Genomic DNA, 15756 nt, shown 5'->3' on the forward strand with positions numbered 1-15756 from the left:
CTGTTGTCCTTCGCGACTTGACGCGAATTACGCTTCAATGTGATGTGGAATCATGGAAGATGATTTCCCGCGAAACCTGTCACTGCTTTGCAGCTATCACCATTCGGTGGCGGAGGCTTGCCGTCGGCTGAAAATGAACCGGCAGCAGTTCAACAAATATCTCAACGGCCAAAGCCGGCCTTCGCGGCGCAACATGCGCCGGCTCTGCGATTTCTTCGGGGTAACCGAGACCGAGATCCTGATGGAGCCATCGCAGCTTGAGCAGATCATCTCGTTGCGGCGCGTACCCGATCCCCAGCCGCAACCGGGTGAAGCCAGCGCGCATGTCGAGGCGCTTTACCGTCACAGCCAGTCGCTTGAAAAATATGTCGGCTATTACTACAGGTATTTTTATTCTTTTGGTAACAATGGCTTAATCACGAAGTCTCTCGTCTCGGTCTATCGGCGCAATGACCGCTATTACTGGAAGAACATCGAGATCATGCGCGATCCGGCGACCGGGAAAGTCGTCGGGCTCAGCAAATACAGCGGTGTCCTGCTCTATCTCGCCGACCGTATCCATGTCATCGAATATGAGACGCTTGACTTTAAATCCCTGACCCAGGTCACGCTCTATCCCAGCTATCGTCATCAGCTGCTCCGGCTGATGGGCATCCAGACGGGTGGTCCAACCCGCCGCGGGCGCAAACCCGGGGCGTCAAAAGTGGCGCTTGATTACCTTGGTCGCAGTATCGACCTGCGCAAGGCCCTGCGGGCGGTGGGCGTCTTCCCGCCGCTGGCCGCCGCATTGCCGGCCGATATCCCCGATCTGGTGATGAACCGGATCGAACCAGGCGCCTATGTGCTGGAAGTGGACGAACCCTGAGCCCCCAACAGCCCCCCATTCACGGCGTTTCGCCCGGAGCGAAGTGCAGGACATGGCTGAGGTTATCATCCGGGGAAGATCACGGCGCTGAGGTAAGGGTCAGCAACATAATGATAATGCAGAGAGCCACCCCCGGGATGCGGTGGGCGGCTCCTGCTCCATCAGCGGCGAAATGCGCTACATAACCTGCAGGGCTTCAGCACAAAGGATGCGCGAATACTTGCACGCTCTGAACTGATCCGCGCAGCCGGGTTGCGTCAGGTCTTTGAGACGCAGCGATAGGTCACATCAAAGCCAAAGGTCGATTTCTGTTCCATTCCGATCAGAACAGCCTGCCTGCCTGAACGCGCACACTCGCTTTGTGCCAGAATGTCATAGCGGTCAGGCGGGCTCTTTCGCGTGGCGTCGATCAGCCCGTGCAGCACAACTCCATCGGTGGTGCTGCGCAGAATTCTCACCGGCTCTTCGGGCCCGGTGCCGCTGACGCAGGCCGCCTGTGTTGCGGCAAGCAACGCGATCAGCGGCAGTCGGGTCAGCGGCAGTCGGGTGAGGGTCCTGATCATACTGATACCTCTCTCAATCGGCAGGCTCGAAACGGAAAGGCTCTGCGGCGACAAATTCTGCCGAGACCTCGCCCGAGCGGATGCTGCCCATATCCACGCCCAGATCCAGCTGACGCACGCCACTGCCCTCGGCAAAGTCCAGCTGCTTCAGATCGACCCAGAACACATTGGGCGAGATCGCGGATTCGACATAGAACAGCCGGTCCTTCTGATCCGCCACCACCCGCCAGCGCGTGGTCGACAGGTTCGGCGCGTCCGGTGTCGAGATCCCGTAAGGCACCGAGGCATTACGGATCACGCTGAAGGCCGCTGCCGCTGCTTCGCGCGGGTCATCCGATTGCACGACCATGTCGATATAGGTGCCGGCGCGCACGAAACGGTCAGCGGCGCGGGTGGTGCCGGGCAGCACTTCACGCGGATTGACGCCCTTCCAGTAGGAGGCAAGTGCCAGCTGCTCATCATAGGGCGGGTCATTGGTCATGACGTTGAATTCGGGCCCGTGATGGATCCGCAATTCGCCATTGATCCATTCCAGAATGGCACTGTCACCGCTCGCATCCGACAAAGACAGATGCACGGTCGTCAGCCGCCCGGGCTGCACCGGCACGTCCTTGGTCAGGACATGGAAGGGCCGCGCCTCCAGATCCGCCACCGCCTCGGCAACGGTCGCGTAATTATCCATGAAATACTGCGCCCAGAGCGACAGCGACATCTGCGGTGTCTGGCCATCATCCTCGGGGTAATCCGAGGCCACCAGCCAGAGCATATTGGCGACCAGCCCCGCCTCGTTCATGCCGTCGACAGTGGCGATGTCATAGCCCGAGACGATCAGGCTGCCATATTTCGAGGTCCATTCCAGCGAGCGCGGACCCGCCTCGCCGGTGCGGGTCATGCCGCGCGGAAAGACCCAGAGATTGGAGACCATCGGCATGCTCCAGTCCATGGATCGCGCGGTCAGCACGCGGCCTTCGGGCCCGTGATAGACGACGCGGGTGCAGGCTTCGGCAATCGGGGCGATCCCGACGGCGAGAGCAAGCGCGAGGGTAAAGGCTTTGATCATCTGTTTCTCCTCAGAACCGCCAGGTCGCGCCGAAAAGCGGCCCGCCCATGCGCACATCAACCACGGTGCCGCCGCTGCGGTAATCGACATTCAGTTGCCGGTAACCGAAGGACAGCCAGAGATTGTCATTCACTTCATAATTGACCGTCGCAAGAACCTGGCTGGTGCTTTCCGAGCCAACCCCGAAGCCACCAAAATCGGCATAGACCAGCGCCGACCATTGCGGGGCCAGTGCGATATTGGCGCGGGCCGCGAGGATCGGATCGACGAAATCCCTGCCCGGCGAGGCCTGCATCATGCCGCCCGCAACGGTGACGCTGCTTTTGATGCTGAAGGCCCGGGCACCGCCCAGCAGATCGAGGGTAAAGGCCTCATTCTGCACCGCCCGCCAGCCCGCCAGCAGGGTCAGCGAGCGCTGCGTCAGCTTGCCCTCGGCCGGCAGACCCGGCGGCAGATGGCCGGATTTCGAACTTGAAGACCAGCTCAGATCCCCCATGACCACCAGCCGGTCGCGCCGCGCATAGGCCGAAAGGAAAAAAGCCCCATCAACATCTTTAGTAACGTCGGAAAAACCCTTTTTGAAGGACAGCGTCGGCGCGCCCGTAAAGGGGGTGACATCGCCGCCAAAGCCTGCAGCCCAGACATAGGGGGTGATCTGGCCCGACCAGTCTTCGGCCAGAGCCGCCGTTGATCCAAGGGCGAGAATGGCTGCAGCCCCCAGCAGATTGCGGATCATGTCGTTCTCCTCACAGGCTGTTTTTGAATATGCGGCCACCCTTGAGGATGACCCGCAGATTGCTGCTGTCGGCCAGCCAGTCGAGCCCGGCTTCGGCATCGCCATCGACCACCAGAAGATCGGCCAGCGCGCCCTCGGCAATCACGCCCAGCCGCCCGTCATAGGGCGCGCGTGCCCCCGACAGAGCCAGAAGGTCACCCGCCGCCCCGGTCGCCCGGTGCAGCGCCGCAAGTGGCGACATGAAGCGGGCCAGCTTGGTCAGCTGCTTCGCCTGGGTTTCGCCGCCGCCGTAAAGGATATCTGTGCCGAACGCCCAGTTGACCTTGTGCTTGTCGGCCCATTCAAAGGCCCGCATCGTGCCCTCGGCCACCATTTTCTGCGCGGCAATCGCCTTGGGATCGGTGTATTTATTCGCATCCTCATCGGCGAGGAACGGCTGGATCGACCACCAGGTGCCATTATCCGCCATCATGCGGACGGTGTCCTCATCCGCCAGCTGGCCATGTTCGATCGATTTCACGCCTGCTTTGATACAGCGCTGGATCCCGGCCGAGGTATAGACATGGGCGCAGACATAGGTGCCCCAGTCGGTCGCGGCATCGACTGCGGCCCGCATCTCTTCCAGCGTGAACTGCAGCGATTCCAGCGGGTCATATTGCGAGGCCACGCCGCCGCCCGCGGTGATCTTGATCTGGCTCGCGCCCTTCATCAGTTGCTCGCGGGTGCGGCGCAGCACCTCGGGCACGCCGTCAGCCAGCGCCGACATGCCGGCTTTGGTCGCGTAATCGGGTTGGTCGACCGGCATCATCGGCAGCGTGTTCTGAAAGCGGAAATCGCCATGGCCCGAGGTCTGGCTGATGATCGCGCCCGCCGGGAAGATGCGCGGGCCGGTCACCACGCCGCGATCCACCGCTGCCTGAAGGCCAAAGGCCGGGCCCCCGACATCGCGCACGGTTGTAAAACCGCGCATCAGCGTCGCGCCCGCCTCTTTCCCCGCCATCAGATGCAGGAAGCCGATATCCTGGGTCATCGCGGCCAGCTGACTGACCGCAGCCAGCGTGGTGTGCCAATGGCTGTCGATCAGGCCCGGAATGACGGTGCGCCCGCCGCAATCGATCCGCTCGGCCTCTGTCGGGCCCTGGCCCGCTGCCGGCAGCGCGGCAATCCGGCCGCCATCAACCAGAATGTCGACCCCGCTGTGCAGGCTGAGCGTGGTGCCGTCGAAATATTTCAGATTGGTCAGCAAGAGAGGTGCGCCCGCCGTCTGCGCCCGCAGCTCCTTTGGGGCAAGTCCAAAACCCGCAAACATGCCGACGACCGCTGACATCCCGCCGAGCATCTGCCGACGCGAGATATCCGCCTCAATCCGGCGCATTGCGGCCAGGGTATCGGGGCTTCCGCAATGGCAAAAATGCATTAGTCCTGTGTCGGCAAGAGATGCACAGCAGGTTTGACACATGCGAAAGCTCCAAGACTAAAAAAGGCAATAATTCAACGATCTGCAGCATCCTGAGCAAACCGCAACTCCGGAATGAAAGTCAACCGTCTATACAAGCCTGAATTGAGGGCGCCAACAGGGAGGGCCCGCATTCATGATGACCGGCATCAGGATCCTTTCGCGCTTTCTGGCACCGGGAAAGGACGGCTTGCCTTTCGTATCCCCGATCCGGACGACTGATCGTCGTAGCCTTCCGGTCCAACACCTCGCTCTTAGAGCAAGAGGGGATCAGGCCAGAGCGGGCGAGGGGTGGCTGATCCGGATCGGCAAGCTCACACCATCGTCATGAACCCTGTGGGCCTGTCGCCCGTTGTCTCTTCGGAAGGAGAACAATCATGGCAAATGCATCGCACAAGAAATTCGGCAAGGGTGTCCAGGGCAAAGGGGATGCCTCAGGCGCTATGACCATGTCCGACATCGACAAGATCCCGCCGAACGAAGTCTTGTCCAACCGCGATAAGCAGCAGGATCCGCGCAAGGGCGGGCACGACGGCAAACATGTGCAGACCGAGCAGTACGAGGATCACTCGGCAAACCGGATCCCGAAAGACGAGTGAGGGCCGGTGTCTCCGCCAGCGTGATGGAAACCCGTGTTGCGCCCGCTGTAGTCATCCAGCGGGCCGCAGCCTGTGAGGAAGAGCAGGGCGGCCCGCAGTAACACGAGGCGCATCACTGCAACTCCGGCAACATCGCCACCTGCCGGGCGCGGCGTGCAGTGGTCGGGTCAGTGCCGGGTTAGCCCGCCGCTTCGGGAAAGCCCTGTGCCAGACGGGCGCGGCCCACAAGGGGTGGACGCGATACCTTCAGCCATCCCCATGATGATAGGCTGCAGCATGACGCGTGGCAGTCAGCCCACGCGCAGGCTCAGTAGTTATCCGCAGCGCTTTAGCCATCTCAGCTTTTCACCATCTCATGGCGACCTTACTCAGAATCCGCGCCGTCGGTCCGATCAGCCAGCAGCAGGACCATGTGGAACACGATATCCGAGTGCCTGGCCAGTGCGATCAGATGCGCGCCACTGGGGCCACGCTCGCCCGCGATCCAGTATTTCACGGTCCGCTCACTGGCACCCGTCCACCGCATCGCCGTCTTGACTGCGCGATGCGTCAGGCCGAGTTCGTTCCGAAGCGCTGCGGCAATGGCGGTCCGGTAATCGGCTAAATCGGCTTCAGGGTGCACATCTGTGCCCGTTTTCGGCACAAATGTGCCCGTCTTGATCCGCATCTCTGCGTCCTTCTTCGATAATACTCGGGGAAGGACATGAAAGCGGCAGTTCGTATCTGCGCCCTGCCTGCGGCAGAGGGCCATCAGCTCGAAGCAGCCCAATGATTTACCGGGAGGTGGGCGTGGCGCGGGGAAAACCACCCTTATCCAAAGGAGAAACCGATCCTTCCGGGCAGCTGCTGGCTGCAGAATACGTCCGGATGTCGACCGAGCATCAGCAGTATTCAACCCGGAACCAGGCGCAGACCATCCGCGAATATGCCGGACGCCGCGACATCAGGATTGTTAAAACCTATTCGGATGATGCGAAAAGCGGCCTGACCATCGGCGGGAGGATGGCATTGCAGCAGATGATCGCCGATGTCGAATCCGGCGCGGCCGAGTTCAGCGTGATCCTCGTCTATGACGTCACCCGCTGGGGGCGGTTTCAGGACACGGACGAGTCGGCCTATTACGAATACCGCTGCCGCAAGGCGGGAATGCAGGTCGCCTATTGCGCCGAGCAATTCGAGAACGATGGTTCTCCGACCTCCACCATCGTGAAAAGCCTCAAGCGGGCAATGGCGGGCGAATACAGCCGCGAGCTTTCCGTGAAGGTCTTCGCGGGTCAATGCCGTTTGATTGAGCTTGGCTATCGTCAGGGCGGCCCTGCGGGCTTTGGGTTGCGTCGCGCCCTTCTCAATGAACGGGGCGAAGTGAAAACGGAACTTAAGCGCGGTGAGCACAAGAGCCTTCAGACGGATCGCGTCATCCTGGTTCCCGGACCAGACGAGGAGGTCCGGACGGTGCGCCGGATCTACAGCCAGTTTCTGAAGAACGGCCTGTCGGAAACTGAAATTGCAACGGAACTGAATGAACGCGGCATCCTCACCGATCTTGGGCGGGTCTGGACCCGCGCCACCGTCCATCAGATCCTGACCAATGAGAAATACATCGGCAACAATGTCTACAACCGGCGCTCATTCAAACTGAAGCACAAGCGGATCGCCAATGGTCCGGAGATGTGGATCCGTTCAGAGGGCGCCTTCGATGCCATCGTCGAGCCAAAACAGTTCCGACAGGTTCAGGCCATCATCGCGGCGCGCAACCGTCGCATTTCGGATGAGGAGATGCTCGAGCGCCTTACCAGATTGCTCCGGCGTCATGGCTACATTTCCGGGCTGGTGATCGACGAAGCAGATGGGATGCCAACCAGCGGTGCCTATGCCCATCGCTTCGGCAGCCTGCTCAGGGCCTATTCCCTTATCGGGTTCACCCCGGATCGCGACTATCGCTACATCGAAGCCAACCGCCTGTTGCGGCAATTTCACGGCGACGTGGTCGAGCGCGTGATCCGCGAGATCACCCGGCCTGGTGGTGTTGTGATCAGGAACCCTGCGACGGACCTGCTGACCATCAACAACGAATTCACGGCATCCGTCGTCGTCGCCCGTTGTCGCGAAACGACCTCAGGCGGTTTGCGCTGGAAGATCCGTTTTGATGTCGGCCTCGCGCCCGACATAACCATCGCCATCAGGATGAATCGCACGAACACTGACGCGCTCGATTACTACCTGCTGCCCCAATTCCGGATGCGGCGCAAACATCTGGGGCTTGCAGAGCAGAATGGCCTGATGCTGGACGCCTTCCGTTTTGAAACGCTGGACTTCTTCTTCGACGTGGTCCGGCGCGTATCCGTTGCCGAGGTGACACCATGGTAAGCGATGTCGAAACCCATGCCGAGGTGCAGATCATCCCCATCGCCGCCATCACCGTAGAAAATCCGCGTGTACGATCCGAAAAGACCTTTCGTGCACTGGTGGACAGTATCGGCAAGGTGGGGCTGAAGAAGCCGATCACCGTGGCGCGGGATGACACGGCGTCAGGGGATGCCTGGCGTCTGGTCTGCGGTCAGGGGCGGATGGAGGCCTATGTTGCACTTGGCGAAACCCACATCCCGGCCATTGTGGTGGACGCGAACGAGGTTGAACGACTTCTGCGCAGCGTGATCGAGAACATCGCCCGTCGTCAGCAGCGACCGCTCGAGTTGCTGCAGGATATCGCCATCCTGCGCGACCGGGGATATTCTGACCACGATATCGCCGGGAAAACCGGGCTGTCCTGGTCGTATGTTCACGAAATCAGCGAGTTGATCGCCAAGGGCGAGGAACGACTGCTGATCGCGGTCGAGACCGGTCAGATGCCCCTCAGCGTCGCATTGTATATCAGCCGGGCGGAAGAGAAAGATGTGCGACAGGCGCTGGAGGCAGCCTATGCCTCGGGTGAATTGCGGGGCAAGAAACTGCTGGAAGCGCGGCGGCTGGTGGAATTGCGCCACCGGCACGGCAAGAAAAAAGGCGCCACACGCCTGAAACGATCCGGGGTGCGGATGACATCGGCGGCATTGGTCCGGGCCTATCGTATCGAGGCAGAACGCCAGCAGGACATGATCCGCAGGGCCCGGTCGACGCGCGGCAACCTGCTCTTCCTCGATGCGGCGTTCCAGTCCCTGCTCAGGGATGAGAATTTCCTTACCCTGCTCCGCGCCGAGGCGCTGGATTCTCTGCCGGGCATTGTGGCCGATGGTCTCAAGGAACCCCGGCCATGACACATATGGGTAAAACGCCCCCGCCCCATGACGCATCATTACCGGGGCCAGGATTTGAACCAGCTCTGCGTCAGATTCCGATCGCCGCCATCCTGCCGGTGAAGCAACTGCCGGCCACGGTTCCCAAAGGCCAGAAATATGCGCAGATCGCCGCATCGATCCGCGAGGCCGGGCTGATCGAACCGCTCGTGGTTGCGCGCGCACCTGGTCAGGACGGCACGTTCATCCTGCTCGATGGTCATGTCCGTCTGCATGTCCTGAAGGAGACGGGCGAAGAAACCGTCGCCTGCCTGGTCGCCACCGATGACGAGTCCTTCACCTATAACAAACGCATCAGCCGTCTCGCCACGATCCAGGAACACAAGATGATCCTGCGCGCGATTGAGCGCGGCGTGCCCGAGGCCCGTATCGCGGCCGCTCTGAATGTGGATGTGGCACTGATCCGGCGAAAGCGGACATTGTTGAACGGCATCTGCCCCGAGGCGGCTGAACTTCTGAAAGACAAGCATTGCCCGTTCAACAGTTTCCGGTCCCTGCGCAAGATGAAGCCCATGCGGCAGATTCAGGCAGCCGAACTTATGATCGCCGCGAACAATTACACGGTGGCCTATACCGACGCCATTCTTGCCGCGACCGATGACGGAGACCTTGTCGATCCGGCAATGAAAACAGAAACTTCCGGCATCACGCGCGAGCAGGCCGAGCGGATGAAGACCGAGATGGCAAGCCTGCAGAAGAATATCAGGCTGATCGAGGGCACCCTTGGCCCCGATCATCTGCGCCTTGTGGTAGCGGGCCGCTACGTCGAACGCCTGCTCGCGAATGAACGGATCAATCGCTATCTCGAAAAGAACCACGCAGACATCCTCGGCGAGTTTGGTCGAATCGTGGCGGCCCTGTCTTGCCCGGAGCCGACTTCGGAAGGGCCAGACGAGGTGGAAGAATAGCGGATTCAGAATCTAGCTGACGATAGGGCCCCGGACCCGATAAGCACGGCGACCGCAGGAAACGCCGGATTATGGGCCGGATCAGGCGCGGCGGTGAGGATGGCGGCAAACCCGCTCGGAGTCCCCCAGGGTCGGCGGACATAACGTCGGCCACGCAGCTCTTCTTGTCCGATGTCCGCGCCGTCCCGTTAACCGGCCGCGTGCCAAATCGCATCGCTGCAACGCCACGCCCACGATCCGGGCGCTTCGCTCCTGTCGAAGCTGAATGCCGAAGCTATGAGGCCCAACGCCGTCGCGCGCATCTTACCCGTACGGGAATTTGTCGCCGACCCGCGCGCACGCTTCAGCAGATCAACAACCAGATCACTTCGCTTCAGAACGAAGCGACCAAGGTGGTCGCCATCCTGGCTTCCGATGACAGCAGCTTTGTAAATGGTATTCATCGACGGTGGTTTGGCCCGGGCCGCCAGAGTTCACCGGATGTTCTAAGCCAGAGGATAAAAGACGCTGTCGTCCAGCCGGCAATTGCGCAGCGCCGCCTTCTATAGCCTCTGTGATCTCGACAACTCGGTCGAGCGGTGCATCGATCTTTGTTCCGATGAAGGTGTCTTTGGGTTTCCCTCCTTCGCGGTTCTCGGGGTGCCGACACGTTTCCAGGGCAAGACCGAAATTCGCCAGGTCCTCGGTCTCATCAATGGCCATTTCGCGCGTTTCACGCTCTCGGAGATCGAAATCCACGAGGGGAGGGATGCAGATGCTCTCTTTGTCCGCTACTACGCCGCCGGCTTCATCGACCGCTCCGAGCGGGTTTATGCCCAGGATTATGTCAGCCAGCTTGTCGCCGAGAACGGTAAAATCAAAGTGCTGCGCGAAAATTTGAACGTCATCAACACGGCGCCTATGCTCTTTCCGAACGGACTGTCGGACGTTCCTGCGCCAGCCAATCCGTAAATCTGTGACAGACCTTCTCCACTCAATCAGGCAAGTCGAATTTTCGGGTTGGCATTGGCTCCTCGCTCGAAAGGCAAAATACCGTGAAAGCTGTTCATGCAACTCGCTTCGGCGACCCAGGCGTTCTCACCGTCGTCAGTCTGCCAGATCCCACACCAAGGCCCGGTCAGCTTACGATCACGTCAGTCACGCAGCCATGGGGCTCATCGACATCCTGATCCGCGAGGGCCGTTTCAAAGATGTGTCGGGCATGGCGCAGCCGCCTTACATCCCTGGCCTGGAAGTGGCAGGCACGGTTCGCGCGGTTGGTGCGGGCGTGACGGAATTCGCTATCGGTAAAAAAATCGTATCCATGTCAGCGGGGCCTGGCACAAGGGGCTATGCGTCCGTCTACGTCGCGCCGGTCGGTGGTGTCGTTTCGATAGAGAATTCTGGCGTTGATCCAGCGCTGGCCGTCGCCACCATCCCCAATGCGGCAATGGCACATGTGGCTCTGACCCGCGTCGCTCATCCGGATCGGCCAGTTCCCTTGTGAGGCGTTCACGCGCGCCACCGGCGGGCAGGAGCCGTAAGCGCTGCTGGGTTCCCCTCTCCTCAGCGTAGGCCAGCTTTGCGCTGATCTCTTCGCGGACGCCGGTCAGGATATCGCGGGTGGTCTGGGTCATGCCGGTCCCCTGCCTGAAATGCGAATGCCGCGCTCCCGGAAGGCGCGGCAGTTGGGGTGCGTGGCGCGAACATGGCAGAGCTGCTTGCCGCAACCCCAGCTGTATTTGGCCACATCTACGCCGCGTTGTTCAGTAATTGCTTCGAATTAGAACTCGGTTTAACGCTTTCGGATTCTCAGAATTATGTCGCCAGATCTGCTCATCGCCGGGCTGAATACTGTTGGCCTGATTGCCATCTGCACTATTGCTTATGGCTGGCTTCAGCGACTCATGCCGCATCGGCTGGTTCGCCAATGTGCCGTTGGCTGCCTTCTTGGCACCGGTGCTGCGTTGTCGATGCTGGAGCCCTACACTGTCTTAAGCGGGCTTCAGATTGACAGCAGAAACCTCTTTCTGGCGGTTTCCACAGCCTTCGGAGGCGCTCTGTCAACCGTGATATCGTTCACGATATCGGGCCTGGTCAGGATCAGTATCGGCGGACCTGGCGTGATCACAGGTTTAGCGACCATGATATTTGCATGTCTGATGGCCGGCCTTTGGACCTATGTAACGCGCGGTAAGCGGCGCAGAAGCTGGATGGCATGGGTGATGCTCGGCGTAATCCTCAGCGCGCCACTGCTCGCCGTTATGCTGTTGATGAACGTCATGAATCCCTACGTCGCACTGATGCGCCTTACGACAGATATGATTGGCGCAGTTTTCTTCGGCCGGATGTTCGAAGGCGAGCTGCGGCGCGGAAACCGTGAGAGGCAGCTAAACCTCGAGGCCAGCACGGATGCGCTGACAGGTCTGCCGAACCGTCGGGCCCTGATGAACTATATTTCGCATATCAGTCCCACTGACCAGGAAACCATGGCGTTGTTGGTGGTCGATGCAGATCACTTCAAATCGATAAACGACACGCATGGCCACGATGTTGGCGATGAAGTGCTTAAAATGATTGCTAAATCGATATCGGCATCCATTCGCCATGGCGACTTCGCAGCAAGATTTGGCGGCGAAGAGTTCGCGGTTCTGCTCCGGGTGGAGAAAACTGAAGATGGGTATGAAATGGCCGAACGTCTTCGCAGAGAGATTTCTGGCTTGCATGAGGTTTTCGGGAAGCGAATAACCGTCACCGTAAGTGTTGGCGGCGTGTCCCTGCCGTCTGAGAAGTTCGACTTCCGGCAGGTCTTTCATCAGGCAGATGCCGCACTTTATGCAGCGAAGCGGATGGGGCGGAACTGTGCGGTCTTTCTGTGAGCCTTGCAGTCGATCAACCAATGGAAAGCGGGAAATACCCCTCCGGCCAGTCCTGACGCCCTCGGTAATCCGGGGGCATTTCTCGTCTGGTCACAGCTTCGCTGACGTGCGCAGGGTGACCCATCCGGGCAGCGCTGCGGCTGGGCGTCCAGCGTTCGCCTCGCCTCAGGTCGCCCCATCTGACTGCCGACATCCTGACTCTGGCAAATCAGGTCATCGAGGCTAAGAGCCTAAACCGGACGGTCAGCTGCCTTGGCATCCTGCCGGGAAGAAGGTTGCGCTCCCTGGTTTTGGGGACCGCAAGTCAGACCGGGGATCACCGGTCTGGCAGGTCGGTACGAGTGGCGTTCCGGCCTCGCCCCCCGATTTCGGCGTCTGGCCTAAGCATGGAATCTGGCTTTGGTTTCATCCTGGGATGCAGGGCGAAGATATAACGCTGGTTGTGATACTCCGCGCCGCCACGGGCTTTGCTCCCCCGTTCTGGGGAGCGATCGCTGCCCATGGTGTATGGGGTCTGTCCAAATCTGGATACCCCCGGAAAATCGGAAATCATTTCCGATGTCATCCCCTCAGCCTGATCCCATTCCCGGCCTTGTCCTCGAGCGGTTCCGCGACAAACCGCGCCCATGCCTCCGGAGCCTCGCGCTTTTCCACAGCATAGACGTAGCGGTTATAGACGCCGGCCATGCCGCGCCGGGTGCCGCTGAGGTGGTTCAGTGCCGCCTCCACCACATGCGGCGGGAAGCGAAGCCCGGCCAGGCCGGTCGCGGCGGTCCTGCGACGGTCTTGGATCGTGAAAGGCGAGATTTCTACAGCATCGGCGCCCGGAGGCAGATCCTTATTCGCGGCCTCATTCCTCAGCTTGTCGAGTTTATCCTTGTTCCGCTGGAAGCCGGAAACAGAGTAAAGCTACTGTGGTCAGGGGCAGCAAAGACGATCCTTCGGGCGCGCGATGGCACCGGGCCCCTGATGTTGCGCCACACCGGCAATCGTGGTCTCTTGCGCAAAAGCCCGTCGCGGCTGGCTGTATTGTCCGGTGAGAGTTTGGCAAAGCCATGACCAGAAAGAATATTCTGCTTGTCAGTTTCGATGACGCCGTAGCGCCCTGGCGTTACAAGACGGCGTTTGGCGCGCCGCTGCAGATCCCAAATCTCGACGGGCTTTGTGAGGTGTCATCGAACTTCCACGCGGCCTGCTCCCAGGCGCCGGTCTGCGGCCCCTCTCGCGCCAGTATGATGACCACGCTGATGCCGCATGAAACCCAGATTTTTGACAATGCGCGCTATGTTTTCCGGCAGGTGCCGGCGCGTCGCTGTTTCGTGCATGATCTGAAGGGAGCGGGATATTTCTGTTCCGCGGGCGGCAAGGTCCATCATGATCCGGTCCTGCGACCGCGCCATCACAGGGCGCTTTACTCCGACGAGAGCAAGGAATTCACTCTGGATGTGAAACTGACGCGCGAAATGAAGAAGCGGGTGAAGTTCTACGGTGGCTATCGTCACGGGCGCGGCACCGAAGATATCACCGATGACGATTTCTTCTTTGACGCCCAGTCCGCCAGCTCGGCCATCAGCTTCCTCGAAAACTACGAGGGCGAGGCGCCGTTCTACCGCGAGCTTGGGTTTTTCAGCCCGCATTCACCGCACAACACCCCGGCGCGCTTCAAGGAAATGTATGATCATACAGCCCTGCACAAACCGCCAGAATGGAGCGGCTACATCGCCGATGCGCCGTATGTAGTGGAAAATATTCCCGAACTTGTCGAGTTCCGGGATGAGGAATACTGGCAGAAAAGCATCCGCAATTACTTTTCCGCCTATAGCCATGCTGATTACCAGCTGGGGCGGGTGCTCACAGCGCTGCGCAATTCCCGTCATGCCGATAACACGGTGATTTTGGTGGTGGCCGATCATGGCTTCCATCTCGGGAACCGCAATATCTTTCGCAAGACGACGCTGTGGGAACAGTCGCTGAATGTGCCGATCATCATCTGTGACCCGACCGACGGGGTGCGGCGCGACATCCACGACCCGGTGGCGCTGATCGACCTTGGCCCGACCGTGCTTGACCTGGCCGGTGTCGCCCCGCAAGAACGGCGTTTCGGCCAGTCCCTGATGCGGCTTTTGCGCGGCGAACGCGTGCCGGATGAGATCATCCCTTCGTTTTACAAGGATAACGTGTCGATCCGCAAAGGCAGATACCGGCTGATCCGGTACCGCGATGGCGGGCACCAGCTGTTTGATGTCGAAGAAGATTACTGGGCACAGCACGATCTTGGCATCAGCCACCCGATCTTCGCGCCGATGAAAGAGGCGATGGAGGATTGGCTGGCGGCGGCGGGTTACCATTTTGAAAGCGCCACTGCTCCGGCTGAAGCCCCGGAAGACGCGTGAGAGCGGGGTCTCCCTGCTGCGCCCCGTGCCGTGGCGCGGCGGCCACGCCTTCCACCGCGACCGGGCGAGGGACCGCGTCAGACACGCTCCGGGCAGCTGTGCTGGCAGAGATGCGCCTGTTGAAGGGCGGGTTCTTCGACATGGGCAATGCGAAGCCGCGCTATGAGGCCGATCTCGACAGTCCGCGCCGCCGGGTGAAGATCGCGCCCTTTCAGATGAGCGCGACGGTGGTGACAAACCGGCTTTTCGCGCGCTTCATCGCGGAAAGCGGCTACCGCACCACCGCCGAACGGGAGGGGTGGTCCTTTGTTTTCCATCTTTTCCTTTCAAATCCTGGTGCTTATCTCACCCATCCTGCGGGAACGCCCTGGTGGCGCCGGGTGGCGGGTGCGACCTGGAACCACCCCGAAGGCCCGGGCTCGGATATCGCAGGCCGCGAAGATCATCCGGTCACACATGTTTCCTGGGGGGATGCATCGGCTTACGCGCATTTCACCGGCACGCGGCTCCCGTCAGAAGCCGAATGGGAATATGCCGCGCGGGGCGGTCTGGCGCGGATGGCCTTCCCCTGGGGCAACGAAATGCGTCCAGGGGGTGCCTTTCGCCACAACACCTGGCAGGGGGTTTTCCCCAGCGAAAATACAGGTGAAGACGGCTTCAATGGCACGGCGCCCGCCCTGGCCTTCCCGCCTAACGGTTTCGGCCTCTACAATATGACGGGCAATGTCTGGGAATGGGTGCAGGACTGGTTCGGCCCCTTGCCGGCAGCAAAATACCCGCCTCTGAGCAATCGCGCCGGGCCGGATACGGGCAGTCACAGGGTGATGCGGGGTGGCTCGCATCTCTGCCACGCCTCTTACTGCGAGCGCTATTTTGTGCATTCGCGGAGCCACAACACGCCCGACAGCTCGACCGGGCATATCGGATTCCGCGTCGCGCTTTAGGCTCCAGCCTCAATAACGATCAAAGCCAGAAGAGGACGGTTGCGGCGAGGGCTATGGCCGAGAGGAAGACCATGGGACACC

At 60.6% G+C, this 15756-nt stretch carries 16 protein-coding genes; 10 read left to right on the plus strand and 6 right to left on the minus strand.

What is annotated here, in order from left to right; translation table 11 throughout:
• Positions 1-52: 52 nt before the first annotated feature.
• Complete coding sequence (locus M3484_RS22640; protein ID WP_249499362.1) at positions 53-865, plus strand: helix-turn-helix domain-containing protein; 813 nt, start codon at positions 53-55, stop codon at positions 863-865.
• Positions 866-1122: 257 nt separating this feature from the next.
• Here the strand turns inward: M3484_RS22640 and M3484_RS22645 are convergent, their stop codons facing one another.
• From M3484_RS22645 to M3484_RS22660, 4 genes are read right to left on the minus strand one after another with little or no spacing between them, the layout of a single operon-like run.
• Positions 1123-1428, minus strand: coding sequence for a hypothetical protein (locus M3484_RS22645; RefSeq protein ID WP_249499363.1), 306 nt, complete (start codon positions 1426-1428; stop codon positions 1123-1125).
• 13 nt (positions 1429-1441) lie between these two features.
• Positions 1442-2488 (minus strand): linear amide C-N hydrolase, encoded by a 1047-nt coding sequence (locus M3484_RS22650; protein ID WP_249499364.1) that lies wholly within the window; start codon positions 2486-2488, stop codon positions 1442-1444.
• 10 nt (positions 2489-2498) lie between these two features.
• Positions 2499-3224 carry a hypothetical protein gene (locus M3484_RS22655; RefSeq protein ID WP_249499365.1) on the minus strand — a complete coding sequence of 242 codons (726 nt, stop codon included), beginning with the start codon at positions 3222-3224 and terminating at the stop codon, positions 2499-2501.
• Between the two features lie 10 nt (positions 3225-3234).
• The gene (locus M3484_RS22660) at positions 3235-4551 is read right to left on the minus strand and encodes a metal-dependent hydrolase family protein (RefSeq protein WP_249499366.1); all 1317 of its coding nucleotides are present in this window, start codon (positions 4549-4551) and stop codon (positions 3235-3237) included.
• 506 nt (positions 4552-5057) lie between these two features.
• Here M3484_RS22660 and M3484_RS22665 point away from each other — a divergent pair.
• Entirely contained in the window at positions 5058-5279 is a 222-nt protein-coding gene (locus M3484_RS22665; RefSeq protein WP_249499367.1) for a hypothetical protein, read from the plus strand.
• Between the two features lie 364 nt (positions 5280-5643).
• Here the strand turns inward: M3484_RS22665 and M3484_RS22670 are convergent, their stop codons facing one another.
• A complete protein-coding gene (locus M3484_RS22670; protein WP_249499368.1) occupies positions 5644-5946 on the minus strand; it encodes a helix-turn-helix domain-containing protein in 303 nt (100 codons plus the stop codon).
• Positions 5947-6047: 101 nt separating this feature from the next.
• On the opposite strand from M3484_RS22670, the gene M3484_RS22675 reads away from it, so the two are divergent.
• From M3484_RS22675 to M3484_RS22700, 6 genes are all read left to right on the plus strand, one after another.
• The gene (locus tag M3484_RS22675; RefSeq protein WP_249499369.1) at positions 6048-7646 is read left to right on the plus strand and encodes a recombinase family protein; all 1599 of its coding nucleotides are present in this window, start codon (positions 6048-6050) and stop codon (positions 7644-7646) included.
• The gene (locus M3484_RS22680) at positions 7640-8533 is read left to right on the plus strand and encodes a ParB/RepB/Spo0J family partition protein (RefSeq protein WP_249499370.1); all 894 of its coding nucleotides are present in this window, start codon (positions 7640-7642) and stop codon (positions 8531-8533) included. The genes M3484_RS22675 and M3484_RS22680 overlap by 7 nt, the downstream gene beginning before the upstream one ends.
• Positions 8530-9480 carry a plasmid partitioning protein RepB C-terminal domain-containing protein gene (locus tag M3484_RS22685; RefSeq protein ID WP_249499371.1) on the plus strand — a complete coding sequence of 317 codons (951 nt, stop codon included), beginning with the start codon at positions 8530-8532 and terminating at the stop codon, positions 9478-9480. Before M3484_RS22680 ends, M3484_RS22685 begins: the two co-directional genes overlap by 4 nt.
• Positions 9481-10005: 525 nt before the next feature.
• On the plus strand, positions 10006-10431 hold the full coding sequence (locus M3484_RS22690; protein WP_249499372.1) for a nuclear transport factor 2 family protein: 426 nt from the start codon (positions 10006-10008) through the stop codon (positions 10429-10431).
• A gap of 4 nt (positions 10432-10435) precedes the next feature.
• Positions 10436-10966, plus strand: a complete 531-nt coding sequence (locus tag M3484_RS24085; RefSeq protein WP_502942499.1) for an alcohol dehydrogenase catalytic domain-containing protein — start codon at positions 10436-10438, stop codon at positions 10964-10966.
• Between the two features lie 313 nt (positions 10967-11279).
• Complete coding sequence (locus tag M3484_RS22700; protein ID WP_249499374.1) at positions 11280-12338, plus strand: GGDEF domain-containing protein; 1059 nt, start codon at positions 11280-11282, stop codon at positions 12336-12338.
• Positions 12339-12899: 561 nt separating this feature from the next.
• Here M3484_RS22700 and M3484_RS22705 read toward each other — a convergent pair.
• Positions 12900-13067 carry a hypothetical protein gene (locus M3484_RS22705; protein WP_171909634.1) on the minus strand — a complete coding sequence of 56 codons (168 nt, stop codon included), beginning with the start codon at positions 13065-13067 and terminating at the stop codon, positions 12900-12902.
• Between the two features lie 326 nt (positions 13068-13393).
• On the opposite strand from M3484_RS22705, the gene M3484_RS22710 reads away from it, so the two are divergent.
• Positions 13394-14731, plus strand: a complete 1338-nt coding sequence (locus M3484_RS22710) for a sulfatase-like hydrolase/transferase (RefSeq protein WP_249499375.1) — start codon at positions 13394-13396, stop codon at positions 14729-14731.
• 110 nt (positions 14732-14841) lie between these two features.
• The gene (locus tag M3484_RS22715) at positions 14842-15675 is read left to right on the plus strand and encodes a formylglycine-generating enzyme family protein (RefSeq protein ID WP_249499376.1); all 834 of its coding nucleotides are present in this window, start codon (positions 14842-14844) and stop codon (positions 15673-15675) included.
• The last annotated feature ends 81 nt before the right edge of the window (positions 15676-15756 follow it).

The organism is Pseudomonas sp. GX19020 (genome assembly GCF_023371075.1).
Taxonomy (GTDB): domain Bacteria; phylum Pseudomonadota; class Alphaproteobacteria; order Rhodobacterales; family Rhodobacteraceae; genus Pseudogemmobacter.

Excerpts from the sequence above, each read along its gene's own strand:
- M3484_RS22680 (WP_249499370.1), top strand. The coding sequence starts at position 7,640 with ATGGTAAGCGATGTCGAAACCCATGCCGAGGTGCAGATCATCCCCATC.
- M3484_RS22685 (WP_249499371.1), top strand. The coding sequence starts at position 8,530 with ATGACACATATGGGTAAAACGCCCCCGCCCCATGACGCATCATTACCG.
- M3484_RS22645 (WP_249499363.1), bottom strand. The coding sequence starts at position 1,428 with ATGATCAGGACCCTCACCCGACTGCCGCTGACCCGACTGCCGCTGATC.
- M3484_RS22655 (WP_249499365.1), bottom strand. The coding sequence starts at position 3,224 with ATGATCCGCAATCTGCTGGGGGCTGCAGCCATTCTCGCCCTTGGATCA.
- M3484_RS22675 (WP_249499369.1), top strand. The coding sequence starts at position 6,048 with ATGATTTACCGGGAGGTGGGCGTGGCGCGGGGAAAACCACCCTTATCC.
- M3484_RS22710 (WP_249499375.1), top strand. The coding sequence starts at position 13,394 with ATGACCAGAAAGAATATTCTGCTTGTCAGTTTCGATGACGCCGTAGCG.
- M3484_RS22660 (WP_249499366.1), bottom strand. The coding sequence starts at position 4,551 with ATGTCAGCGGTCGTCGGCATGTTTGCGGGTTTTGGACTTGCCCCAAAG.
- M3484_RS22700 (WP_249499374.1), top strand. The coding sequence starts at position 11,280 with ATGTCGCCAGATCTGCTCATCGCCGGGCTGAATACTGTTGGCCTGATT.
- M3484_RS22650 (WP_249499364.1), bottom strand. The coding sequence starts at position 2,488 with ATGATCAAAGCCTTTACCCTCGCGCTTGCTCTCGCCGTCGGGATCGCC.
- M3484_RS22640 (WP_249499362.1), top strand. The coding sequence starts at position 53 with ATGGAAGATGATTTCCCGCGAAACCTGTCACTGCTTTGCAGCTATCAC.
- M3484_RS22665 (WP_249499367.1), top strand. The coding sequence starts at position 5,058 with ATGGCAAATGCATCGCACAAGAAATTCGGCAAGGGTGTCCAGGGCAAA.
- M3484_RS22670 (WP_249499368.1), bottom strand. The coding sequence starts at position 5,946 with ATGCGGATCAAGACGGGCACATTTGTGCCGAAAACGGGCACAGATGTG.
- M3484_RS22715 (WP_249499376.1), top strand. The coding sequence starts at position 14,842 with ATGCGCCTGTTGAAGGGCGGGTTCTTCGACATGGGCAATGCGAAGCCG.